Genomic DNA, 20,574 nt, shown 5'->3' with positions numbered 1-20,574 from the left:
ATCTTAGGAGTCGAAAGAATGGCTGAGAACCAGATGGTCGCCGCTGAGCCGACGCCCGAAGAGGCTGCCCAGCTCAAGGAGCTGTACCGCGACTTTGACCGCGAGAACCTGATTCCGCTCTGGACCGAGATCGCGGACCTGATGCCGATGGTCCCGAGCCCAAAGGCGGTCCCCCACGTCTGGCGGTGGAGCGATCTGTACCCGCTGGCGGCCCGTGCCGGCGACCTCGTCCCGGTGGGCCGCGGCGGTGAACGGCGCGCCATTGCCCTGGCCAACCCCGGCCTGGCGGGCACCCCGTATGCCACGCCCACGCTGTGGGCGGCCATCCAGTACCTCGGTGCCCGCGAGACCGCCCCGGAGCACCGCCACTCGCAGAACGCGTTCCGCTTCGTGGTCGAGGGTGAAGGGGTCTGGACCGTCGTCAACGGCGACCCGGTCCGGATGTCCCGCGGCGACTTCCTGCTGACCCCGGGTTGGAACTTCCACGGCCACCACAACGACACCGACGAGCCGATGGCCTGGATCGACGGCCTGGACATCCCCTTCGTGCACTACGCCGACGCCGGTTTCTTCGAGTTCGGCACCGAGCGCGTCACCGACGAAGCCACCCCGGACTTCTCCCGCTCCGAGCGGCTCTGGGCCCACCCGGGCCTGCGCCCGCTCTCCGGCCTGGACGACACCACCAGCTCCCCCATCGCCGCGTACCGCTGGGAATACACGGACCGGGCACTGCGCGAGCAGCTGCTGCTCGAGGACGAGGGGCACCCCGCCACCGTGTCCCAGGGCCACGCGGCCGTCCGGTACACCAACCCGACCACCGGCGGCGACGTGATGCCGACCATCCGGGCCGAATTCCACCGCCTGCGTGCCGGCGCCACCACCGAAGCCCTCCACGAGGTGGGCTCGAGCGTCTGGCAGGTCTTCGAAGGCTCCGGCTCCGTGGTCCTGAACGGTGAAACCCGGACCCTGGCGAAGGGCGACCTCTTCGTTGTCCCGTCCTGGGCGGCGTGGTCGCTGCAGGCCGAGACTGAGTTTGACCTCTTCCGGTTCAGCGACGCCCCGATTTTCGAACGACTGAACTTCAGCCGCACCTACACCGAAGGACGCAAGAACGCATGAGACTCCTCACCCTCCGCACCGGCAACGCCACCGGCACTTCCACCGTGGCCGTCCGCCAGGACGGCGACACCCTGACTGAGATTGACGGCTTCGCCAACGTCGGAACGCTGCTCCGCTCCGCTGACTGGGAAGCGATCGCGCGGAACGCGGCTGGCGCCACCCACCCGCTCGACGGCGCGGACCTCGACGCCGTCGTCCCCGCCCCGGGCAAGATCATCTGCGTGGGCCACAACTACCGCAACCACATCAAGGAAATGGGCCGGGAAGTCCCCGAGTTTCCGACCCTGTTCGCCAAGTACGCCGAATCCCTGATCGGCCCGAACGATGATCTGGCCCTTCCGCAGGAGTCCGACGCCGTCGACTGGGAAGCCGAGCTCGCCGTCGTGATCGGCAAGGCCGGCCGCCGGATCAGCGAAGCCGACGCGAAAGACCACATCGCCGGCTACGCCGTGCTGAACGACGTGTCCATGCGCGACTACCAGTTCCGCACCATCCAGTGGCTGCAGGGCAAGACCTGGGAGAAGTCCACCCCGTTCGGTCCCGCCCTGGTCACCAAGGACGAATTCAGCGCCGGCCCTCTGATGACCTCCGAGGTCGACGGCGAGGTCCAGCAGAGCACCCCCACCGGCGACCTGGTCTTCACTCCGGAATTCTTGGTCTCCTACATCTCCACCATCATCACGCTGAACCCCGGCGATGTGATCGCCACCGGCACACCCGGCGGCGTGGGCCACGCCCAGGACCCCAAGCGTTACCTGCAGGAGGGCCAGCTCCTGGTCACCACCATCGAGGGACTGGGACAGCTGGAAAACCGCGTGGTCAAGGAAGCCTGATGGTTGCCCGCCACGACCAGACGACGGACCCGGAGCTGCTGGCGGCTCTTCTGCAGGCGCGCCGGGGCACGGCGTTCTTCGCCCGCAAGCTCAACGAACTGTCCGACGCGGAGCTCGATGGGGACTCGCTGCTGCCGGGCTGGACCCGCCGCCACATAACGGCGCACGTCGGCTACAACGCCCGGGCCATCGCCCGGCTGGTCGAGTGGGCGGCCACCGGGGTGGAAACCCCGATGTACCCCTCCACCGAGGTCCGCGACCACGAGATCGACTTCGGCGCCACGCTGAGCCCGATCGCGCTTCGGCACCTGTTCGAACACTCCGCCGTGCACCTGAACGTCGAATGGCGCGACCTCCCCGAGGACGCCTGGCACCACAGAGTCCGCACCATCCAGGGCCGGGAAGTCCCGGCCACAGAAACAGTCTGGATGCGCAGCCGGGAAGTCTGGATGCACGCTGTGGACCTGGCCAACGGCGCCGTCTTCCGCGACCTCCCCGCACCCGTCCTGGAACGCCTACTCAACGACATCACCGGCGCCTGGCACACCCGCGGCACAGACAAGAACCTCGTCGTCAAGGTCACCGACCGGGACCTCAACTACGGGGACACCTCATCAGACTCCCCCACGGTGGTCTCCGGGCCGCTGCCCGCCGTCGTCGAATGGGCCGCCGGCCGCGGCAACAGCGGCGTCACCGCCACCGGGCCCGGCGCCGAATCCATCGACGGCGGCGTTCCAGCCGCCCCGAAATGGATCTAACTCGGAAGCTACCACGAAGCAGCAGTGGAGGATGGCACTCGGCCGCAAGCTAAAGAAAATCGTGGGCCAACATCTGTACCTCGCAACCGCCCTCGAGCTTGCAAGAGCGCCAAACGGCCCCGGCACAGAGCCTGACTTCGATGACCCGGATTGGAAGCCTTATCTTGCGGAACGGTGCTCGCCAAGCACCTCTACAGGTACACGGTTCCAAGGATCTTCTGCCGGGTAAGTCGGGTCAACTACTCGTACAGCTGCTGTGGCTCCCCCGCCGGGTTGCGCCATTTAGCCTCGGCGCCAGTACTCGCCGCACCACACCACCGAATGGGGGACCCCTCCCCTGTCTGGATGACGCCGCTTACCACCTCGCCCGATCTATTTCGCACACCATTTCAGAGTTGGCCTCACCCCCTTTAGATGACGGAAGATCCGTTTTCGGGGCTCAGAGACGAGACGCAGCGGAAGGCACATTGTGGTTTGGGGTGTACATCGGCTTCCGGGTTTAGCCGGCGTAGGGGTCGGCGATGCCGATGTACTGGGTGTAGAGGTATTCCTCGATCCCTTCGAGGCCGCCCTCTCGTCCCAGCCCGGACTGCTTGACTCCGCCGAACGGGGCGGCCGCGTTGGACACGACGCCGGCGTTCAGGCCCAGCATGCCGGTCTCCAGGCGTTCGCCCATCCGGATGCCCCGGTTGAGGTCCCGGGTGAAGACGTACGCCACCAGGCCGTATTCGGTGTTGTTCGCGAGCCGGACGGCCTCGTCCTCGGTGTCGAAGGTGATGATCGGGGCGACGGGGCCGAAGATTTCCTCGGTCAGGATCCTGGTGCCTTCCCGCACGTCGAGGAGAAGGGTGGGTTCGTAGAAGTATCCCGGACCGTCCACCGGCGCCCCGCCCATGATGAGGACAGCCCCTTCGCTCACGGCGTCGGTGACGAGTTCGTGGACCTTGTCCCGGCTCTTGGCATCGATCAGCGGACCGACCTTGGACTCCGGTTCGGTGCCCCGGGCCGTGGTCATCTCCATCATCTTCGCGGCGAACTTCTTAGCGAACTCCTGCGCGACGGACTCGTGCACGATAAACCGGTTCGCGGCGGTGCAGGCCTCGCCCATGTTCCGCAGCTTCGCCAGCATCGCCCCGGCCACGGCCGCGTCGACGTCGGCGTCCTCGAACACCACAAACGGTGCGTTGCCGCCAAGCTCCATCGAGGTCCGCAGCACAGTCTCCGAAGCGTCCGCCAGCAACCGCCGGCCGACCTCCGTGGAACCGGTGAAGGAGAGCTTGCGCAGCCTCGAATCCTTGATCAGCGGCCCGGTCGTGGCACCGGCGGTGGAGGTCGGGATCAGGTTCAGCACACCGGCGGGCAGGCCAGCTTCGACCATCACGGCGGCGAACAGCTGCGAGGTCAGCGGCGTCAGGTTCGCGGACTTCAGCACCATCGTGCAGCCAGCCGCGACAGCCGGGGCGACCTTGCGGGTCGCCATGGCCAGCGGGAAATTCCACGGCGTGATCAGCAGGCAGGGCCCCACCGGCTTCTTCGTCACCAGGAGCCGGGACTTGCCGTCCGGGGACACCGAGTAACGCCCAAACGCACGAACGGCCTCCTCGGAGAACCAGCGCAGGAACTCCGCCCCGTACGTCACTTCACCCCGGGCCTCGGCCAGCGGCTTGCCCATCTCCAGGGTCATCAGCAGCGCGAAGTCCTCAGCCCGTTCAGTGACGAGCTCGAAGGCCCGGCGCAGGATCTCGCCGCGCTCCCGCGGCGGGACCTTGGCCCAGGACTCCTGCGCCGCGGCGGCAGCATCCAGGGCGGCAGCACCATCCTCCGGACCGGCGTCCGCAAGGCTCAACAGGACCTTACCGGTCGCGGGATCCTCGACGTCGAACGTCTTGCCGGACGCAGCCGGACGCCACTGCCCGTCAATCAGCAGGCCTGTCGGCACGGTGGCCAGCAGCGCGGCCTCACGCTCGGTGTTTATTGACATCGTTCTAACTCCAAAGAGGCTTGAAGGCAGCCGTGGCGGTGCACAGACCGCCTTCAGCAGTTTGGCACGGCCCGGCTGCCAGAGGCAGGGCATGAGGACGTTGAATCTATGTGTCTGTCACCATTGAGGTGGCAGCGTCGGTGCCGGTCCTACCGGGCCGGCACCGACGCCTTGAATGAGAACCGGCTAAGCTCGGACGCTGGTCTTGGTGCGGATGAGGTCCAGAGCCTGAACGAGGTATCCCTTGAAGACCGGGTAGTTTTCGCTCATCGGAAAGTGACCGATGGCCTTCATCTCGATGAACTCGGCACCCGGGATCTGGCGGGCCGTGCGGGCTCCGTCTTCAGGTGTGGTGAGGTAGTCGTACTCGCCGGTCATCAGGACCACCGCGCATTTATCGGTCTGGATTTCGCCCAGTTTGCCGCGCAGATCGTGGTCCACGGAGTAGAAGTACAAATCACCCTTGAACGCCTCGGAACCCTGGGTGTAGTAGAACCACGTCTTCCAACGGTCCGCCTCCGGCGATTGCGGGGCCATGAGATCCCAGGTGCCGCTGCCGCACACCTGCGCGGCATTTGCATGCGGGTGCTGCCACCAGTCGAGGTAGAAGCCCGGTGAGTAGTCCGCTCCCTCCACGGGGATGACGGCGCCAAACCTCTCCGGGAAGCGGTGGGCGAGCTGCAGCGCAATGTTGCCGCCGAAGGAGGATCCCATGAAGATGGGGTCGACCAGTTCCAGTGCATCAACGAGGGCGACGATGAAGTTGGCGAAGTGGTCCGCGCTGAGCTGGTACTCCTCAGTCCACCATTGGGTGTTTTCCGGCGGGTCGGACTTGCCGTGGCGGGGGAGGTCGTAGGCGATGACGCGGTAGTTGGCGGTGATTTCCGGGTCCTCCAGCAGGCCGCGCCACTGGTGGTTATGGGCGCCGGCGGTGTGCTGGCACACCAGGGGCTGGCCCTGGCCGTTCTCGAGGTAGAAAACCTTGTATTCAAGACCGTCCACGTCGACGGTGACGTAATGGCCGGTGACGGGTGAAATTTTGCTCATGTCAGGAACTCCTATGGTCTAGACGGGTGCGCCGGTGGAGCGCAGCAGTTCGATCTGGCGGGTGAGGCAGCGCAGGTTCTGCATCAGGACCAGGACGTCGCCCTCCAGCTTCATGTCGCGTTGGAAAGTGGCGGCCCAGATGCCGTGGTACATCGGAGCCGGGACCGGCTTGCCGAATTCACTCCAGGTGTTGGCGCTGGCCCGGATGGCGAACTGGTACGGCACCTCGATGGGCCCCGGGTTCACGGAAATCTGGGCGATGGTGCCCGACACCACCCGGACAACAAAGGTGTGATCTTCCATATCCAGCAGATAGGAGCAGGTGAAGTACTTGCCGTGGGCCTGAATTTCCGGGTCCTGGTTGTTGGCCTCGGTGAAGCTCTGAACCCAGGATTCTACAGAAGGGGCACGTGTTGCGACCGTCATTTCATTGTTCCTCTCATTGGTCTCACGGAGGGTCGGGCTTCTCTGTCCGACCCTCGAAAGCGGGGTTCCTGGAGCGCATGGCGGCTGTCTCCGTTGGCAACCCTTCGCTGTTTCCATTGCAGCCCCCGCGACCGCAAACGGTCCAATACCTGTGCCCTATCCACCGATAGGCCGAACCTATTGGACCGCGATTGTGGCGGAGCTTACAGTTGAACGATGCAGCAGCCACAGCTAGACCTGCGCGTCCTGCAGTACTTCGTTGCCGTTGCGGAAGAATTGCACTTTGGTCGAGCCGCTGCGCGGCTCCACATCGCGCAGCCATCCCTCAGCGTCCAAATACGGAAGCTTGAACACTCGCTGGGCACTCCCCTGTTGATCCGGACCAGCCGAAGCGTCTCCCTGACCAGCGCAGGGGACGTCCTGTTGGGTGAAGCTAAGCGTCTTTTATCCGCCGCGGAGCGAGCCGTTTCGTTGACGCGCGAGGTAGCCAGCGGCGTACGGGGCACCCTGATAGTTGGCTTTCAGGCAAACGCGGCGGCTGAACTGACCCCTCGGATCCTCGCCGCGTTCAAGAACAACCACCCGGAAATTCACGTCCAGATGAGGTCCTTCGATTTCGCCGATCCAACCGCCGGGTTGGCCGATGGAAGCGCTGACGTGGCCTTTGTGCGGCCGCCCCTGCCGGCGGCTGACTGGCTCGCCATGGAGACACTGTTCATAGAGCCGCGGGTCCTGGTAGTTGCCAGCAGTTCCCGCTTTGCCGGTCTGTCCGAGGTCTCGGTGGAACAGGTCGTTGATGAATCCTTCGTCGCCCGCAAGGCTCCAGATAAATGGAGGGATTTCTGGCTCGCCACCCAGGCCCGCGGCGGGCAGCCCGTCCGTCTGGGCACTCAAGTAGCCACCGTCGACGAGTGTTTCGAAGCCATCATGGGTGAGCGGGGCATTGCGTTCACTCAGGCCTCGACCCAACGTTTCTATGACCGTCCCGGGCTGTCTTTCATCCCCGTCAGAGACGTCCCACCCTCTCCGCTGTCGATTGCGTGGCGCACTGACGTCAACGACGGGCTGGCACGCGAGTTCGTGGAGACGGCCCGGACCCTGGCCTCCTTCGGAGGCGTACCAAACCTCATCGACTCCCCGCTGCCTGACTCGTTATCCACTTCGCTCCAGTCCTATTAGCGTCACCGAGGATGGCGGAAAACCGCCCTAGGGCGTCCGCTTTTTGCTGCCTACTTCGTGAGTGCTTTCTCCAGCCACGACCTCAGCACGGGGGCGGGCGCTGCGCCGGCCTGCCGTGCGACGATCTTGCCGTCCACGATGACCATCAACGTTGGCACCGCCTGAATGGCAAACCTGGCGGAGAGCTGCGGCGAGCGATCCACATCGACCTTCACCAGTTTGATGTGCCCCGCGCGTTCGTGCGCCAACTGGTCCAGCACCGGGCTCACCATTCTGCAGGGTCCGCACCACACCGCCCAGAAGTCCACCATCACCGGAACGTCGGACCGTTCAGCGATTTCGCCGAAGTCATCGTCCCCCGCTTCAACCACCCAGGGAAGCTCCCGGTGGCAACTCCCGCAGTGCGGCAGGCCCTTGGCGACAGCCGGGACGCGGTTGGACTTGCCGCAATGCGGACATTTGATGATGGCCTTGTTCATAAAGTTCCAGCCCCCTCCAGCTCCATCGTGCTGTAGTCAACCACTAATTCCCCACCGGATGTCGTCACAGTGACCACGCCGCCTTCCGCGATGCTGCCACGGAGCAGGGCCCGCCCCACCTGCGTTTCCACCACATGGGAAATGTAGCGGCGCAGCGGTCGCGCTCCGTAGACCGGATCGAAGCCGCGTTCGGCTATCAGAAGGCGCGCTTCCTCAGTCAGGTGCAGCTCTATTTGCTGCTCTGCCAGCCGCTGCCGCAGCTGGTGGAACTGCAGATCAACGATGCGCTCGATTTGCGGCAGCCCGAGGGGTGCGAACAGGACCGTGTCGTCCACGCGGTTGAGGAACTCGGGGCGGAAATGCGCCCGGAGCTCGCCCATCACCATGCCCCGCGCCTCCTCGGTGATCTCCCCGCCTTCGGTGGAACCCTCCAAAAGATACTGGGAACCGATATTGGAGGTCATGATAATGACGGTGTTGCGGAAATCAACGGTCCGGCCCTGAGAATCCGTAATCCGCCCGTCGTCGAGCACCTGCAGCAAGGTGTTGAAAATATCCGGATGGGCCTTTTCCACCTCATCGAACAGCACCACCGAGTATGTCTTCCGGCGTACCGCTTCAGTGAGCTGTCCCCCTTCGTCGTAACCGATGTAGCCGGGAGGCGCCCCCAGCAGGCGGCTCACGGTGTGGCGCTCCTGGTACTCACTCATGTCCAGCCGGATCATGGCGTTCTCGCTGTCGAAGAGCGCCGCAGCCAGAGCCTTTGCAAGCTCGGTCTTCCCTACTCCGGTCGGGCCGAGGAAGATGAAGGAGCCGATGGGCCGGCGGGGATCCCGGATACCGGAGCGGGCGCGGATGATGGCGTCGGACACAGCACCGATAGCTTCTTCCTGCCCCACCACGCGGGCGCGCAGGATTTCGTCCAGGTGTAGGACTTTCTCACGTTCGCCCTGCTTCAGCCGTGCGACCGGTATGCCTGTCCAAGCCGCAACGATGTCGGCAATCTCGTCCTCCGTCACCACCTCGCGGAGTAGGCGCTCTTCACCCTGTTTCGCGGTCAACCGTTCCTCCTCGGCGGCCAGCCGTCGTTCAAGGTCTGCAAGCCGTCCGTAGCGTAGCTCCGCCGCCCGATTGAGGTCATAATTCCGCTCGGCTTCCTCCGCCTCCTGCCGAGTCCGCTCCAGCTCACTGCGGATGTCCTGCAGTTTGTGGATCGCTTGGCGCTCGGCTTCCCATTGGGCCCTCTTCGCGTCGGCCTCACCGCGCAGGTCCGCCAATTCACGCCTCAGCTCCTCAAGCCGTGCCTTGCTTGCCGGGTCGGTCTCCTTGGAGAGTGCCGCGTCTTCGATTTCGAGCCGGGTGACTTTCCGTGTGAGTTCATCCAGTTCGGCGGGCATCGAATCGATTTCCGTCCGCAGGCGGGCGCACGCCTCATCCACAAGGTCAATCGCCTTGTCCGGAAGGAAACGATCAGTGATGTACCGGTGGGAGAGGGTAGCCGCAGCCACCAAAGCACTGTCTTGGATCCGCACACCGTGGAAGACCTCGAGCCGCTCCCGCAGCCCGCGAAGAATGGAAATAGCATCCTCGACGTCGGGCTCGTCCACCGTGACCGGCTGGAAACGGCGTTCCAAAGCCGGATCCGACTCGATGTGTTTGCGGTATTCGTCAAGGGTGGTCGCGCCGATCATGTGCAGCTCCCCGCGGGCCAGCATCGGCTTGAGCATGTTCCCGGCGTCCATCGACCCCTCGGACGCGCCCGCCCCGACGACGGTGTGCAGCTCGTCCACGAAGAGCAGGATCCTGCCTTCTGCCGCCAGCACCTCGGCCAGCACCGCCTTCAGCCGCTCCTCGAATTCTCCGCGGTACTTGGCACCGGCCACGAGGGCGCTTATGTCGAGCGAGAAGATGGTCTTGTTCTTCAGCCCTTCCGGCACGTCCTGCCGGACGATCCGCTGGGCCAGCCCCTCCACGATGGCGGTCTTGCCGACTCCAGGCTCGCCTATCAGCACCGGATTATTTTTCGTTTTGCGCGAAAGTATCTGGACGACCCGGCGGATTTCCGCGTCGCGGCCGATGACCGGATCCAGTTTTCCACTGCGGGCGTCCGCGACCAGGTCGCGTCCGTACTTCTCCAGAGCCTCGTAGGTCTGCTCCGGCGTTGCCGAGGTGACGCGCTGGTTTCCCCTGACCTGTGTCAGGACCGAGAGAAACGCCTCGCGGGTGATGCCATGCTCGGCCAGCACCCTGCCGGACGCGGTGGACCGACCTTCCTCAGCCAGCGCGACCAGAAGGTGTTCCACCGAGACGTATTCGTCTTTGAGCCGTTTGGCTTCACGTTCGGCTGCATCGAGGAGTGTGCCGAGCCTGCGGCTCACGTACACCTGCCCCGGCGCCGCCCCCGGGCCGGTGACCTTCGGCTTCCGCTGCAGCTCGGCTTCGACCGCTCTATTCAGCTCGTCCACGTCAACTTGCATGCCCACGAGCAGCCGCGGAACGAGGCCCCCCTCCTGCTCCAGCAGTGCCGCCAGCAGATGCTCCCCGTCCGTTTCGGTGTGGCCGTGTTGCTGGGCGATCCGCTGGGCCGCGGCCAAGGCTTCCTGCGACTTCTGCGTCAAACTCTCCATATTCATCGCGAAGTAGTCCTTTCCACCTTTGTGATTTCAACCAAACGTCGTTCCAGCGCGTCCACCCGCGCTTGGAGGTCCAGAACCAGCGGGATTGCCGCATAATTCAGCGCCAGCTCCGCGTGCAGCCGCAGGACACGCGCGATCAGTTCCGGGGTTCGCGGACTGAACCAGGGGCCGCCGGGAGCATCACCGCCTAGCGGTCGAATCAAATCCAGCTCCACGAACCGCCTGACAATGTCGGGGTGGACGCCACTGCTGCGCGCCACCGCCTCGAGATTCAGGCGCCACGGGTAGGCGAGCGCATACGTCTTGCTCATTGTTCCCCCCGTGGATTGAAGTCGGAGACGCTGCCGAGTTTCTGGTACAGCTTGCGTTCCTCTTTGTTAAGGCTCGCCGGCACCATGATCTTGAGCTCCGCATATAGGTGCCCCGGCAATCCCCGCGGGTTGGGCATGCCCTGCCCTCGCAGCCGCAGCCTGCGGCCGCTAGAGGAGCCCTCAGGCACGGTGATCGTGACTGTCCCGGTGGGAGCCTCGGTCTTGATCTTGGCTCCTAGGGCCGCCTCTGAGGGCGATACCGGAAGGTCGAGGTAGATATCCCGGCCCTTTAGCCGGTACCTGCTGTCGGGCAGGAGCCGGACGGTCAACTGAAGGTCGCCCGGTGGTCCCCCTTCGCGGCCCGCCGCGCCTTCCCCAGCCAGACGGATGCGCTGCCCGTCGAGCACACCGGGAGGCACGTCGACGTCATAATCGCGGGTATCCCCGTCCGGCTGAGCCAACCTGACGGCGCGCCTTCCGCCGCGGACGGCTTCCGCAACGGTCAGCCATAGCTCGGCTTCGTGGTCCGCCCCCCGCGACGGGCCACCCGCCTGCTGCCGGAACCAGCCTCCGAGCAGATCCTCCCAATCGACGTCGCCGCCCATGTCGACGTGGGCATTGCCGTACGGGGCGCGTCCCGGACGCGGGCCCGGCCGGGGGCCGGGGCGCGGCCCCCCCGGCGCCCCCCGCGCGCCGCCGCCTCCCGGGCCTGCGCCGCTGCCGGCGTACTGCCGGAAATCGGCGCCGAAACGGTCGTAGCGCGCCCTGTTTTCGGGATCCGACAAAATATCGTAAGCCTCGCCGATCTCCTTGAACCTATCGCCGGCATCCGGCTCCCGGTTCACGTCCGGATGGTATTTTCTGGCCAGTTTGCGGTAGGCGCGCTGGATTTCGTCAGGCTCCGCCGTGCGCGGGACGCCGAGAACGGAGTAGTGATCCTTAGCCACGGTCCGGGGTCACCGCCCGGCTCACCACAACGGCGGCTGGCCTGAGGACAGTGTCCGTGCTGCCGTAGCCCGGTCGCAGAACGGTCAGCACGGTCCCGGGGGGAGCCTCGTCCGTTTCCGCTACACTGACCACCTCGTGAATCCGGGGGTCGAAGGGGACGTTCTCACCGTCGATCCGCGGGTAGCCCAGACGGGCCAGAGTATCGATCGCCTGGGATCGGATAGCGGCGATGCCCTCCACGAGCGGATCCCCCGCGGAGGGTGCGTGGGCCATGGCCAGTTCCAGGTTGTCCAGCACAGGCAGCCATTCCAAAGAGACGGCGGCGCGTTCCTGTGCCCTCACTCGGGCGCCGTCACGGGCGGCGCGCTTGCGAACGTTATCCGCATCAGCCAGCGCACGGCGCCACAGATCTTCCATTTTGGCCAGCTCACCGGCCTGCGCCGCCGCTTCGGGTTCCCTCTCATCGGCTGCGGAGGCCTCTGCCTCCTCACCTCCTGGATGGGCCTGTCCAGCAGGGCCCGCACGGTCGCTCATGGCCGTTCCTAGCCACGATCGAATTCTGCATCGACGATGTCATCTGCATCGTCGGGGGCTCCGGGCTGGGATGCGGATGCCTGGTCTGCCCCTGCTGTGGCCGCGGCGGCTGTCGACGCACTCAGCGCCGACTGTAACTGCTGAAGCTCGGAAATTAGTTCCCTCGCGGTGCCAACGTCCGCCTGGTTGCTGACCGCGTCGCGCGCCTGCCCTATCAGGAGTTCCGCGCGGGCCTTGTCATGCACCGGCGCTGCGTCACCCAGTTCATTGATAGCCCGCTCAACACGGTAGGCCACCGCATCGAGTTCGTTCAGGGTGTCAATCCGCTCCCGGTTCTGCAGGTCTTCGCCTCGGTGGGACTCGGCCTCGGCAATCATGCGCTCGACTTCCTTGGCGTCGAGGTTGGAGCCTTCGCTGATCGTGATGCCCTGTTCCTTGCCCGTGTCCTTGTCGCGAGCGGTGACGTTCAGAATGCCGTTGGCGTCCACGTCGAACGTGACCTCGACCTGCGGTTCCCCCCGGGGCGCTGGCCGAATATCGCTCAGCTGGAACCGTCCCAGCACCCGATTATCCGCTGCCAGTTCCCGCTCCCCCTGCAGGACCACCACGTCGACGGCGGGCTGGTTGTCGTCGGCGGTGGAGAACACTTCGCTGCGCCTTGCGGGGATGGTCGTGTTCCGCTCGATGATCTTTGTCATCACGCCGCCGCGGGTTTCTACACCGAGGGAAAGCGGCACAACGTCCAACAGCAGGACGTCCGAGACTTCTCCCTTGAGCACGCCGGCCTGGATCGCCGCCCCGATAGCCACCACTTCATCGGGATTGACGCTCATGTTGGGATCTTTGCCGCCGGTCAAACGCCGAACGACGCTCTGTACCGCTGGAATGCGCGTGGAGCCGCCGACCAAAATCACTTCGTCGATGTCGTTGGCCGTGACCTTGGCGTCCGTCATCGCCTGCTTTACCGGGCCCATGGTGCGTTCCACCAGGTCATGGGTGATGTCTTCAAAAACGGAGCGCCGAACGGTAGTAGTCAGATGCTTGGGTCCCGTGGCGTCGGCGGTGATGAAGGGAAGGTTCACTGGGGTCTGGGTCACAGAACTCAGCTCGACCTTCGCTTTCTCGGCAGCCTCGAACAGGCGTTGCAACGCCTGGGGGTCCGACCGGAGGTCGATGCCCGTCTCCTTCTGGAAGTCGTCAGCCAAGTAATCGACAAGCCGGCGGTCAAAATCGTCTCCGCCAAGGTGCGTGTCACCGGCCGTGGAGCGGACCTCTACAACCCCGTCCCCCACGTCCAGCAGGCTGACATCAAAAGTGCCGCCGCCAAGGTCAAAAACCAACACGGTCTCGTGCTGGCGTTTATCGATGCCGTAGGCCAGAGCCGCTGCAGTAGGTTCATTGATGATGCGCAGGACTTCCAGCCCGGCGATCCTGCCCGCGTCCTTGGTCGCTGTGCGCTGCGCGTCGTTAAAATACGCGGGAACCGTAATGACGGCCTCCGTCACCTTTTCGCCCAACTGCTTCGCGGCGTCGTCCACCAGCTTGCGGAGAACGAGCGCACTCACCTCTTCGGGCGCGACTTTCTTGCCCTGGACGTGAAACCTGGCGACCCCGTTGTCGTCCCCCACGACGTCGAAACTCACGGCCTTGGCCTCATCCGTGATCTCCTCATAGTGCCGGCCGATGAAACGCTTGGCCGACGTGATAGTCCCCTTGGGGTTGAGAATCGACTGCCGGCGGGCCAGTTGCCCCACAAGCCGTTCCCCGGAGTCCGTGTACGCCACAACCGACGGAGTGGTCCGCGCTCCTTCCGCGTTGGGTATGACGCGGGCTTCCCCGCCTTCCCAGACCGCGATCACCGAGTTGGTTGTTCCGAGATCAATTCCTACCGCTTTGGCCATGACTCACTCCGGTCCTAGAGGGCGCGACCAGTCCTGGGACGTCCGCCCGACGCTGCACCCGCATGATGTACGCCCTGGCTGGGCCACGAGGCTCAGGGTCGTGTCATGGGGCCTTGTAGGGTTGAGTCTGCCCTCGGACGGGAGCGACGGCACGACCCCAGAGGGTCAAATATGTTCCAGGTAATTCACCTCTCAGGACACGTGTCCCGCTCCGGCTCGCCTCCGGCTGTCCGACCAATGGGTTCAACCTCCCTGACGGTCTCGATCCGCTCAGCGCGCACGACGCGCCCCGGGCTGATCTGGCGGATTCAAATGGGGGCGGTTTTTAGACATCCCGGGACCATGCGCACGCGGTGCCGGCGGTGGAGACTCAACCTGCCATCTGCTTCCGCAAGCAGCCGAAGAAAGCAACGGGAATCCAATGAGTATGAGCAGGACGACGACCGCCGGGGCCACGGCCGCGCTCCAGGGTCCAGGACCCGGGAGGGCCTGGACCGCCGCACTCGGCGCGGGATTCCTGATATTCGGATCGGCGTGCACGGGGTCGCCTCCGGCTCCGGCATTACCATCCGCCAGTGCTGGCGCTTCGACTTCCACCGGGGACCTTTCAGCCGTTCCCGGGATCGTCAGAGAAGTCGAGCCCTCGGTGGTGACGATCGAGACGTCAGGGGGCATCGGAAGCGGAGTGGTCTACCGCAGCGACGGGACCATCGTCACGGACGCCCACGTGGTGGAGGACCAGCAAAAGAAGCCGTTCAAGAGCGTCCGGATCCACTTCGCGGACGGATCCCAAGCCACAGCCACTGTCGTCGGTGTCGACGACCCAACCGACGTGGCTGTGGTGAAGGCTGACCGGGGCAACCTTCCGGCCGCCAAGTTCTCGGCGGCACTCCCGGAAGTCGGGCAGCTGGCAGTCGTTATCGGCAGTCCCCTCGGGCTGGAGCAGACGGTCACGGCGGGCATAGTCTCCGCGCTTCAACGTAATATGCCACCGTCCGAGGGATCGCCCCAGGGGCTTATTGACCTTATCCAGACAGACGCCCCCATCTCGCCGGGCAACTCCGGTGGAGCCGTGGTCAACAGCAGCTCTGAGATCATCGGGCTCTCGGAAGCGTATCTCCCACCCAGCTCGGGTGCGGTATCGATCGGCTTCGTGACTCCCGCGGCTACCGTGACCCACGTAGCGGACCAGATCCTGAAGAGCGGAGTAGCCACCCATCCCGTCCTTGGCATCATCCCGACCGATATCACTCAAGAAGTCGCAAACCGCTTTGGCCTCCCCACAACCTCGGGCGCGCTGGTCATCGAAGTTGCCAAGGGAGGGCCGGCCGCCGACGCGGGATTGCAGCCAGGAGACATCATCACCCAGTTCGACGGGCAGAAGATCAGCAGTGTGACCGACCTCCTTGCCGCTGTTCGCAAGAAGGAACCGGGCCAGCAGGCGGACGTCGGGTTCCGGCGCGGGCAGGATACGAAGACAGTGAAAGTCACTTTGGGCAGCACCGCGACGGGTTAGACCTGCTCGCGGGGGCCCGGGCCCAGCAATTTTATCGACATCAACTTCCAGAGACCGCCGATTCTCAGAAACAGGGGTGTGGCCATGTCCGACCAACTGGCAGAACAATTGTTCAAGGGATCAGGAAGCGCGTTAATCGTCCGGGGTGCGGCCGCCGTTCTATTCGGCATTTTGGTCGTCCTCTGGCCCGGTGTCTCCGTCCTCGCCCTAGTGATCCTCTTCGGGATCTACGCTCTCTTCGACGGTGCAGCCAACATCGTGCACTACGCCACACGCAAGAGGCGCCGGTCGGTCTGGCAACTGCTGGGCGGCATCATTTCCGTGCTCGCGGGGATCGTCGCATTCGCCTGGCCGGGCATCACTGCCATCTCGTTGGCGTTTGTCATCGGCCTGTGGGCGGTTATTCTCGGTGTCTCCCAGATCGGGCTGGCCTTTGAAGCCAAGAGGACTGTCGGGTCATGGTGGCTCTGGCTGATCACAGGTATTATCACCACCCTCTTCGGGCTCGTCCTGGTGATTCTTCCCGGCGCAGGAATACTTAGTCTCCTGGGCCTGCTCTCGTCTTTCGCAATTCTCCTCGGAGTACTTCTGATTGCCTCCGGTGTTGGACTGCGCAGGCTGGGCAAAAGCCCTGATGCACGTCTCTCGATGGGTTAACGGTAAACCTGCCAAAGGGGCGAGGGTTCTGGCTGCGTGAGGGCTCAATCCCGATCAGCGCGGCAAGGCTCGCTTCATGGCCAGACTGATATAGGAGCCACCATGATGATTCCAGGAATTCCTGATCCGCACCTGGCGCGGATTCGGCCGGTTCGGGTGCGCACACCGCAGGGCTGCGAGGAATGTCTGGCCTTGGGCACCCCTTGGGTTCATTTGCGTTTGTGTCTCTCCTGCGGCCATGTCGGGTGTTGTGATTCCTCGCCCATGCGGCACGCCCGAGCTCACGCCAACGAGTTGCATCCGATCGTTCGTTCCTTGGAGCCTGGCGAGGACTGGCGCTGGTGCTATCCCCATGAGGCACTGGTCTAGGCGACAGGCAGGCGCAACGAGCTGATGAAACCTGTCGCAGGATCGACGCCGATCGAAACGCCGGATCTCTCCGGCGCCTATCCCCGGCTCAGCCAAGCCCAGATCGAATTGTTGGGCCGCGCCGGCACCCGCCGGTCTACCTCGGCGGGAGACGTCCTCATCCAGGAGGGGACGGTCGAGGCTGATTTCTTCGTCATACTGCGGGGCACGGTCCTGGTCGTCGAGGGGCTTCACGCCGCAGGTGGCTGGCAGACCGCTGAGCTTGACCCCGACACGCGGATCCTTGAAGTTCACGGTCCGGGACGCTTCCTAGGGGAACTGGGCCTCGTCGAGGGGCAACCGGCCTTTGTCAGCGCTGTGTCCGCCGAGGCGGGTGAAGTGCTGCAGATCAGCGGGGTCGACCTGCGCCGTGCCGTGCTGACGGACGCCGCGGTGGGCGAGACCATCCTGCGGGCATATCTTCAACGGCGTATCCTGCTGATCAGCGAGGGCGCGGGCATGCGCATCGTTGGATCACGCTTCAGCCGGGACACTCTTCGCCTGCTGGAGTTTGCAGCCGCCAACCGCCTGCCTCACCTGTTGGTCGATCTGGAGGATGACAAACAGGCGCAGGGCATCCTGGACCGGGCCGGGATACTCGCGGATGAGCTGCCGGCGGTGGTGCTAAGCCCCGCACAGGTCCTCAAGAACCCGTCGAACGCAGATCTGGCCCTGGCGATGGGCCTACGGGCGGTGAAAGAGCATTCGGCTACGTACGATCTCATGGTGATCGGAGCCGGCCCCGCCGGCCTGGCGGCTGCCGTCTACGCCGCGTCGGACGGGTTGTCGGTGGTCCTTAAAGAAGGCTTCGCGATAGGTGGGCAGGCCGGCACGTCGTCGCGGATCGAGAACTTTCTCGGCTTTCCCGCCGGGATCTCAGGCGGCGAACTTACTGAAAGGGCGATCATCCAGGCCCGTAAGTTCAGCGTTCAGATCAACGTCGCATGCCGGGCACGGAGCATCGAATTGAAAGACGGCGAGTTCCGCGCCGAGTTCAACGAGAGCGGCCCGGCCTCCTCCCGGGCAGCGCTGCTCGCGACCGGGGTTCGTTACCGCCGGCTGCCAGTCCCCGGGCTGGAGAAATTCGAAGGGATCAGCGTCTTCTACGCCGCTACTGTCCACGAAGCCAGGCTCTGCGGATTGCAGCCCGTGACCGTCGTAGGCGGTGGAAACTCAGCGGGACAGGCCGCGCTTTTCCTGGCTGGCACGGGAGCACAAGTGCGGCTGGTGGTGCGCGGGGCGGACCTCCGCAGGGACATGTCGAGATATCTCGCGGACCGGATCGAAGGGCAACCGGGCATAGAGGTACTCCTCGGGGCCAACATCGTGGCCGTAGACGGCGCCGGCGCACTTGAACGGATTGTCGTCGATCTGGGAGCCACAGGCGAACAGCGCACCCTCGACTCCCGCTACCTCTTCATTTTTATCGGGGCCGCGCCGCACACGGAATGGCTGCAGGGAACCGTCGCCCTGGATGGCCACGGCTTTGTTCTCACCGGGGCTGATCTTGAGGATCTTCCTCCTGAATTCAGCCATTTGGGGCGCATACGGCTGCCCCTGGAAACCAGCGTTCCCGGAATGTTCGCGGCCGGCGATGTCCGGCATGGATCCGTCAAACGCGTGACGGCTGCCGCCGGTGAAGGCTCAACGGCCGTGGCGATGATCCACGAGCATCTGCGTCTGCTCCGGGACGGACCCACAAGTGCGCGTTGAAGGGAGGGCCGGTGAAAGTCCAGCGGGACCGTCCACTGGCGCGACGGACGATGACTGCGGCCACCCGTTTCGCGGGTCTTTCGCAAGCCGAGTCTCCGCACGCAGCAGGAGGCCGGGAACTCTGACGATGCCGAGGAAGCGTCGACGACGTCCCCAGATGCCGTTGAGCGTCCAGCACTGACGGCAATCCGCAGGGATATGGCAAGCGCTTAACAACGGCGGCATACGGGCGTAGGTTGGTGGTGTTGGACAGCCGATCCCGGCCTTGCCGCACCAGCCGCAGAGCGGGGCCCGCCAGAGACGAGTCACCGGCATCCCGGCCAAGTACCGGGATAGCTGCCCAGAACGTTCGTATATCAGGAGGGCATACCGCGGGATCCGAAGATCAGTTGATCCTCAGTTCAGTCGTGGGACAAGCCGCTGAGCAGAATGTGGATCATAGGGGGCAAAGGATCAAGATCTGCCCGGGGTTGATCACCTGTATGTTTCCCTTTGCTGTGGACAGAGACGAGGAACAACATGTTTGATCAACGTCCGGCAGAGGAAATCCTCAACACGGCCGCGCAAGCGGTGTCGGAGATGTCGTTCTGTGAGGTCGAAGGCCGTTACCTCGCGGTGAATGGCAGGTTGAGCCCCGTGCCCGAACGCGCAGCGTTGCCCCAGGATCAAGACGTCCGGCGCCTCAATGGTAGGGACTCCGTTCTCCCGTGTGCCAGGCAGGGCTGGCGATACGCGCTGTTCACCGTTGGCGCCGGTGCCGAGCTGAGCGCGTGCCTGGTGCTGTCGGCGGCCGACCCTCCCGGTCTCCCGCAGCTGGTGCAGCTCCGGACAATTGCTGGGGCAACGACTCACACCAGGGAATCCCCCCGTGAACCCGTGAATGATGACATGGACCAGCGTCTCCTGTCCCTCTCGGCGACGGTACTTGAGCTTGAAGAGCACGACAGGATTCGGGATGCCCTCGACCAGGGCGCGACCTCGGACCTTGGGAAGAGTCACTCCAGGGAGGGACTCCTGGCGGAGGTCCTTTCTCGGCTGACGGGGCGGCCCATCTGCATTGAGGACGCGTTCGGGCATATTAGCGCGGCGGCGGGGATCGGGTCCAAACGGCCATACCCAAGGCTTGGCGCAGCGGCCAGGTCGCGGACTGCGCAGCTATGGCTTGCCTCCGGCTCACCAGTTCGCGAACCCCGAAGGCTTGTAGCCCTCGCCCTCTCGCACGGCGAGGTGTTGGGGGCTATTTGCATGCTGGAAACCGACGGGCCGGTCACAGCCGGCCATGTCTTCGCGTTGAAGTACGCTTCGCGGCTCTTGGAAGTCGAGTTGTCGCACGGCCGGGACCTGGCCCGGCTGGAACTAAGGTTGGGGCGCGACCTCGTGGACGAACTCGTGTCCGGAATGGATGGCGCGACCGCAGGCGTTCGTACGGCGGCATTGGGGTATGACATCAGTGGTCCGCAGCACGTCATCGTGGCGGAGTGGCAGCCGCCAAGAACTGACGATACCGTTGTGGTGGCCCTGCGCAGGACGTTCCTGGAACTTCGTTCATCCGCACTCGTTTCGCGGCGCTCGGACATGGCTGTTGCCGTGGTGCGTGGGGATCCATTGGGTGCCGAGGTCTTTTCAGTTGTCGCCAAGACCCTGCGGAGTGCCACCGGGGCCGTGGGCATCGGCGGGCCAAGCCTGGATGTCGCTCAGATTCCGCGCTCCTTCTCGGAAGCCCTGCACGCGCTGCACATCCGCGCCGGTTCAATCGATCGCTACGGTGTCACCCGATTTGACCAACTAGGGATCTACCGCATCTTGAACCCGGCTAGGGGCGCACCGGACCTGGTCGGCTATATCGACGAGTGGCTCGGCACCCTTCAACGCGCCGACGACAGCCGCGGGTCTGACCTGGTGCAAACCCTGGCCCAGTATCTGGACCACGGCGGCAACTACGACAGTACAGCCGAAAGCCTGATGATCCATCGAAGCACTCTGCGGTACCGCTTGAAGTCCATCCGGCAGATCACGGGTTTCGACCTTGCCGATCCCGAGACCCGGCTGAACCTCCACGTCGCGACGCGCGCGTGGCGCGTTCGTCCGCACGGTGCCCCGTTTCACGTCCCCTAGCAGGGTCCGCTGG

18 protein-coding genes are annotated in these 20,574 nt (G+C 64.6%); 9 read left to right on the top strand and 9 right to left on the bottom strand.

What is annotated here, in order from left to right:
• The first annotated feature begins 18 nt into the window (after positions 1-18).
• Genes ACUYM2_RS08175 through ACUYM2_RS08165 form a run of 3 tightly spaced genes read left to right on the top strand, consistent with a single transcriptional unit; the run spans position 19 to position 2,710 of the window.
• A complete protein-coding gene (locus ACUYM2_RS08175; protein WP_481599620.1) occupies positions 19-1,119 on the top strand; it encodes a cupin domain-containing protein in 1,101 nt (366 codons plus the stop codon).
• Positions 1,116-1,952 carry a fumarylacetoacetate hydrolase family protein gene (locus ACUYM2_RS08170; RefSeq protein WP_481599619.1) on the top strand — a complete coding sequence of 279 codons (837 nt, stop codon included), beginning with the start codon at positions 1,116-1,118 and terminating at the stop codon, positions 1,950-1,952. Before ACUYM2_RS08175 ends, ACUYM2_RS08170 begins: the two co-directional genes overlap by 4 nt.
• Positions 1,952-2,710 carry a maleylpyruvate isomerase family mycothiol-dependent enzyme gene (locus ACUYM2_RS08165; RefSeq protein ID WP_481599618.1) on the top strand — a complete coding sequence of 253 codons (759 nt, stop codon included), beginning with the start codon at positions 1,952-1,954 and terminating at the stop codon, positions 2,708-2,710. Before ACUYM2_RS08170 ends, ACUYM2_RS08165 begins: the two co-directional genes overlap by 1 nt.
• Positions 2,711-3,209: 499 nt before the next feature.
• Here ACUYM2_RS08165 and ACUYM2_RS08160 read toward each other — a convergent pair whose 3' ends face one another.
• The 3 genes from ACUYM2_RS08160 to ACUYM2_RS08150 all read right to left on the bottom strand — a co-directional run bounded on the left by ACUYM2_RS08160 (position 3,210) and on the right by ACUYM2_RS08150 (position 6,164).
• Positions 3,210-4,691, bottom strand: a complete 1,482-nt coding sequence (locus ACUYM2_RS08160) for an NAD-dependent succinate-semialdehyde dehydrogenase (protein ID WP_481599617.1) — start codon at positions 4,689-4,691, stop codon at positions 3,210-3,212.
• Positions 4,692-4,877: 186 nt separating this feature from the next.
• The gene (locus ACUYM2_RS08155) at positions 4,878-5,738 is read right to left on the bottom strand and encodes an alpha/beta fold hydrolase (protein WP_481599616.1); all 861 of its coding nucleotides are present in this window, start codon (positions 5,736-5,738) and stop codon (positions 4,878-4,880) included.
• 18 nt (positions 5,739-5,756) lie between these two features.
• Positions 5,757-6,164 (bottom strand): hypothetical protein, encoded by a 408-nt coding sequence (locus ACUYM2_RS08150; protein WP_481599615.1) that lies wholly within the window; start codon positions 6,162-6,164, stop codon positions 5,757-5,759.
• A 216-nt stretch (positions 6,165-6,380) separates the two neighbouring features.
• Here ACUYM2_RS08150 and ACUYM2_RS08145 point away from each other — a divergent pair, with 216 nt between their 5' ends.
• The gene (locus ACUYM2_RS08145; protein ID WP_481599614.1) at positions 6,381-7,343 is read left to right on the top strand and encodes a LysR family transcriptional regulator; all 963 of its coding nucleotides are present in this window, start codon (positions 6,381-6,383) and stop codon (positions 7,341-7,343) included.
• Between the two features lie 50 nt (positions 7,344-7,393).
• Here the strand turns inward: ACUYM2_RS08145 and trxA are convergent, their stop codons facing one another.
• The 6 genes from trxA to dnaK are packed head-to-tail and all read right to left on the bottom strand — an operon-like array spanning position 7,394 to position 14,152.
• On the bottom strand, positions 7,394-7,822 hold the full coding sequence (gene trxA, locus ACUYM2_RS08140) for a thioredoxin (RefSeq protein ID WP_481599613.1): 429 nt from the start codon (positions 7,820-7,822) through the stop codon (positions 7,394-7,396).
• Positions 7,819-10,455, bottom strand: a complete 2,637-nt coding sequence (gene clpB / locus ACUYM2_RS08135; RefSeq protein WP_481599612.1) for an ATP-dependent chaperone ClpB — start codon at positions 10,453-10,455, stop codon at positions 7,819-7,821. The genes trxA and clpB overlap by 4 nt, the downstream gene beginning before the upstream one ends.
• Positions 10,452-10,769, bottom strand: coding sequence for a chaperone modulator CbpM (locus ACUYM2_RS08130; RefSeq protein ID WP_481599611.1), 318 nt, complete (start codon positions 10,767-10,769; stop codon positions 10,452-10,454). The genes clpB and ACUYM2_RS08130 overlap by 4 nt, the downstream gene beginning before the upstream one ends.
• Entirely contained in the window at positions 10,766-11,716 is a 951-nt protein-coding gene (locus tag ACUYM2_RS08125) for a DnaJ C-terminal domain-containing protein (protein ID WP_481599610.1), read from the bottom strand. The genes ACUYM2_RS08130 and ACUYM2_RS08125 overlap by 4 nt, the downstream gene beginning before the upstream one ends.
• Positions 11,709-12,251 (bottom strand): nucleotide exchange factor GrpE, encoded by a 543-nt coding sequence (locus ACUYM2_RS08120; RefSeq protein ID WP_481599609.1) that lies wholly within the window; start codon positions 12,249-12,251, stop codon positions 11,709-11,711. The genes ACUYM2_RS08125 and ACUYM2_RS08120 overlap by 8 nt, the downstream gene beginning before the upstream one ends.
• An 8-nt stretch (positions 12,252-12,259) precedes the next feature.
• Complete coding sequence (gene dnaK, locus ACUYM2_RS08115) at positions 12,260-14,152, bottom strand: molecular chaperone DnaK (RefSeq protein ID WP_481599608.1); 1,893 nt, start codon at positions 14,150-14,152, stop codon at positions 12,260-12,262.
• Between the two features lie 649 nt (positions 14,153-14,801).
• Between dnaK and ACUYM2_RS08110 the strand changes: the two genes are divergently transcribed.
• From ACUYM2_RS08110 to ACUYM2_RS08090, 5 genes are all read left to right on the top strand, one after another.
• On the top strand, positions 14,802-15,668 hold the full coding sequence (locus tag ACUYM2_RS08110; protein WP_481599607.1) for a S1C family serine protease: 867 nt from the start codon (positions 14,802-14,804) through the stop codon (positions 15,666-15,668).
• Positions 15,669-15,752: 84 nt separating this feature from the next.
• Complete coding sequence (locus ACUYM2_RS08105) at positions 15,753-16,325, top strand: HdeD family acid-resistance protein (RefSeq protein ID WP_481599606.1); 573 nt, start codon at positions 15,753-15,755, stop codon at positions 16,323-16,325.
• Positions 16,326-16,427: 102 nt separating this feature from the next.
• Complete coding sequence (locus ACUYM2_RS08100; protein WP_481599605.1) at positions 16,428-16,694, top strand: UBP-type zinc finger domain-containing protein; 267 nt, start codon at positions 16,428-16,430, stop codon at positions 16,692-16,694.
• Positions 16,695-16,805: 111 nt separating this feature from the next.
• The gene (locus ACUYM2_RS08095) at positions 16,806-18,446 is read left to right on the top strand and encodes an FAD-dependent oxidoreductase (RefSeq protein WP_481599604.1); all 1,641 of its coding nucleotides are present in this window, start codon (positions 16,806-16,808) and stop codon (positions 18,444-18,446) included.
• 1,245 nt (positions 18,447-19,691) lie between these two features.
• Positions 19,692-20,561 carry a PucR family transcriptional regulator gene (locus ACUYM2_RS08090; protein ID WP_481599603.1) on the top strand — a complete coding sequence of 290 codons (870 nt, stop codon included), beginning with the start codon at positions 19,692-19,694 and terminating at the stop codon, positions 20,559-20,561.
• Positions 20,562-20,574: the final 13 nt, after the last annotated feature.

Source organism: Arthrobacter sp. SD1074B (assembly GCF_056780195.1).
This window is presented reverse-complemented; position numbering and strand designations above follow the sequence as displayed.

What these genes read in the sequence shown, in the direction of transcription:
- ACUYM2_RS08145 (WP_481599614.1), top strand. Translation starts at nt 6,381, where the DNA reads ATGCAGCAGCCACAGCTAGACCTGCGCGTCCTGCAGTACTTCGTTGCC.
- ACUYM2_RS08155 (WP_481599616.1), bottom strand. Translation starts at nt 5,738, where the DNA reads ATGAGCAAAATTTCACCCGTCACCGGCCATTACGTCACCGTCGACGTG.
- clpB (WP_481599612.1), bottom strand. Translation starts at nt 10,455, where the DNA reads ATGAATATGGAGAGTTTGACGCAGAAGTCGCAGGAAGCCTTGGCCGCG.
- ACUYM2_RS08130 (WP_481599611.1), bottom strand. Translation starts at nt 10,769, where the DNA reads ATGAGCAAGACGTATGCGCTCGCCTACCCGTGGCGCCTGAATCTCGAG.
- ACUYM2_RS08150 (WP_481599615.1), bottom strand. Translation starts at nt 6,164, where the DNA reads ATGACGGTCGCAACACGTGCCCCTTCTGTAGAATCCTGGGTTCAGAGC.
- ACUYM2_RS08160 (WP_481599617.1), bottom strand. Translation starts at nt 4,691, where the DNA reads ATGTCAATAAACACCGAGCGTGAGGCCGCGCTGCTGGCCACCGTGCCG.
- ACUYM2_RS08090 (WP_481599603.1), top strand. Translation starts at nt 19,692, where the DNA reads ATGCTGGAAACCGACGGGCCGGTCACAGCCGGCCATGTCTTCGCGTTG.
- ACUYM2_RS08170 (WP_481599619.1), top strand. Translation starts at nt 1,116, where the DNA reads ATGAGACTCCTCACCCTCCGCACCGGCAACGCCACCGGCACTTCCACC.
- dnaK (WP_481599608.1), bottom strand. Translation starts at nt 14,152, where the DNA reads ATGGCCAAAGCGGTAGGAATTGATCTCGGAACAACCAACTCGGTGATC.
- ACUYM2_RS08120 (WP_481599609.1), bottom strand. Translation starts at nt 12,251, where the DNA reads ATGAGCGACCGTGCGGGCCCTGCTGGACAGGCCCATCCAGGAGGTGAG.
- ACUYM2_RS08165 (WP_481599618.1), top strand. Translation starts at nt 1,952, where the DNA reads ATGGTTGCCCGCCACGACCAGACGACGGACCCGGAGCTGCTGGCGGCT.
- ACUYM2_RS08105 (WP_481599606.1), top strand. Translation starts at nt 15,753, where the DNA reads ATGTCCGACCAACTGGCAGAACAATTGTTCAAGGGATCAGGAAGCGCG.
- ACUYM2_RS08100 (WP_481599605.1), top strand. Translation starts at nt 16,428, where the DNA reads ATGATGATTCCAGGAATTCCTGATCCGCACCTGGCGCGGATTCGGCCG.
- ACUYM2_RS08175 (WP_481599620.1), top strand. Translation starts at nt 19, where the DNA reads ATGGCTGAGAACCAGATGGTCGCCGCTGAGCCGACGCCCGAAGAGGCT.
- trxA (WP_481599613.1), bottom strand. Translation starts at nt 7,822, where the DNA reads ATGAACAAGGCCATCATCAAATGTCCGCATTGCGGCAAGTCCAACCGC.